3 protein-coding genes are annotated in these 1,865 nt (G+C 66.6%); all 3 read right to left on the reverse strand.

Going from position 1 to position 1,865, the window contains the following annotated elements; genetic code table 11:
• Positions 1-566: MFS transporter (locus ACE3OH_RS22005; RefSeq protein WP_374358376.1), on the reverse strand; the 566-nt coding region annotated here is incomplete at its 3' end.
• 38 nt (positions 567-604) lie between these two features.
• Positions 605-1,336 carry a M48 family metallopeptidase gene (locus tag ACE3OH_RS22010; protein WP_374358379.1) on the reverse strand — a complete coding sequence of 244 codons (732 nt, stop codon included), beginning with the start codon at positions 1,334-1,336 and terminating at the stop codon, positions 605-607.
• Positions 1,317-1,865, reverse strand: a 549-nt coding sequence (locus ACE3OH_RS22015; RefSeq protein ID WP_374358383.1) for a lysophospholipid acyltransferase family protein, incomplete at its 5' end; no start/stop codon positions are given. The genes ACE3OH_RS22015 and ACE3OH_RS22010, both read right to left, overlap by 20 nt.

Raw genomic sequence — 1,865 nt, forward strand, 5'->3', positions numbered from 1 at the left:
CGTACCCCGAGCGCCAGCGCGGCCAGTGCCAGGGTGCCGGGCAAGGCCGATAGCAGGATCACCGCGCCTAAGGGTAGCTGGAAGCAGCTGAGTACCAGCGCTGCCAGCAAGGCGCCGCCAACGGCGCCGGCATTGTCGAAGGCGCGATGCAGGCCGAATGCCAGCCCGGACTGGGCGGCAGGTACGGCGTCGGCCAGCAGCGCATCGCGCGGCGCGCTGCGTATGCCCTTGCCGACCCGGTCCAGACAGCGCAGCAGCAAGATTTGTCCCCAGCCGCTGGCCAAGCCCATCAGCGGCCGCGCCAGATTCGACAGCGCATAGCCGGCCAGGGCAAACGGCTTGCGTCGCCCGAGCCGGTCGCTCTGCTGGCCGGCCCATAGCTTGATCAAGGCCGAAACCGCCTCGGCCAGCCCTTCGATCAGCCCCAGCGCAACCGCGCCGCTGGCGGTGCCGGCCAGTAGCAGCGGGATCAGCGGCGTGACCATTTCCGAAGCCAGATCATTGAAACAGCTGACCAGGCCGATAAAAACAACGGAGCGCGGAAGTTGGCGCAAGGCAGCAAGCATGGAAGGCTTTCGTGGGGTGGCCCGGCTGCGCTCAGGCATTACCAGGCGAAGTAGCGGCTACCTTCGCGTTTGAGCCAGTCGCGCTTTTGCTTCCAGTCCGGGCACACCGTGGCCACCAGCGCCCAGAAGCGCGGCGAGTGGTTCAGTTCCACCAGATGGCACAGCTCATGGATCACCACATAGTCGAGTACCGGTAGCGGCGCCTGCATAAGCCGCCAGTGCAGGCGGATGGTGCCGTGGGCGCTACAGCTGCCCCAGCGGGTGCCGGCGCTGGTCAGGGCAAAGGACTGGTAGTGCAGGTCGAGGCGCTGGGCCCATAGCGCCAGCCGTTCGGCCAGAAAACTGCGTGCTTCGCGGCGCATCAGCTTTTGCAAGGCTGGCGCCAGCTCTGCCGGGCTGCTTGCTGTCAGCCGCACTTCATCGGCGCTGACGCTGGCGCGGGCAAAGCCGAGGCGGATGATGCGCGGCTCGCCCAGCCAGCTCAGCTCGCTGCCCTTGGCAAGCGGCGCGATGCTGGCGCGGGTGGTTAATTCATCGAGTTTGCCGAGAATCCAGCCGGCTTTTTCTTGCAGGATGCTGTCGAGCTCGGCCAGCGGGAAACGGGTAGGCAGGGTGACCGACAGGCCATCGCGGGTGATTTTCAGCCCGACCGAGCGGCGCGCCGAGCGACTCAGGCTGACGGCAACCGTCTGCCCGGCCAGCTGGTAGTGCCGCACCGCCGGCGTCTGGGGGCCGGCGCTGGGTTTTTGTTCAGGCCACCAGCGGGCCATGGACGTCTTCCGGCTGCTTGTTGGCCGGCCACATCGGGCCCACCCCGCTGATGCGCACCATCTCGGCCTCGATCCAGTTTTCCACCTCGCGGCTGACTTCAGCGGCGCTCTTGCCGGCGGTGCTGATCGGCTTGCCGATCGATAGGGTCATCTCGCCCGGATACTTCAAAAAGCTGTTACGTGGCCAGAATTCGCCGGAATTGACTGCCACCGGCACCACCGGTACACCGGCATCGCAGGCGAGGCGGGCGCCGCCCTGCTTGTACTTGCCGCGCTTGCCGGCCGCCACCCGCGTGCCTTCCGGGAAGATGACGATCCAGGCACCGGCCTTGAGCCGCTCGCCTCCCTGTTGCAATAGCTGGCGGCTGGCCAGCTGGGCGTTGGCACGATTCAGTGCGATAGGCCGCAAGCTCCACATGCCCCAGCCGAAGAACGGTATCCACAGCAGCTCGCGCTTCACCACCCAGGCAGTGAGCGGCAGCATGCTTTGCAGTGCCATGGTTTCCCAGGCCGACTGGTGCTTGCTCAT

It is taken from the genome of Chitinimonas sp. (assembly GCF_041904975.1).
In the GTDB taxonomy this organism is placed as follows: Bacteria; Pseudomonadota; Gammaproteobacteria; order Burkholderiales; family Chitinimonadaceae; genus Chitinimonas.

Coding starts and splice junctions, on each gene's coding strand:
- ACE3OH_RS22010 (WP_374358379.1), bottom strand. CDS start 1,336: ATGGCCCGCTGGTGGCCTGAACAAAAACCCAGCGCCGGCCCCCAGACG.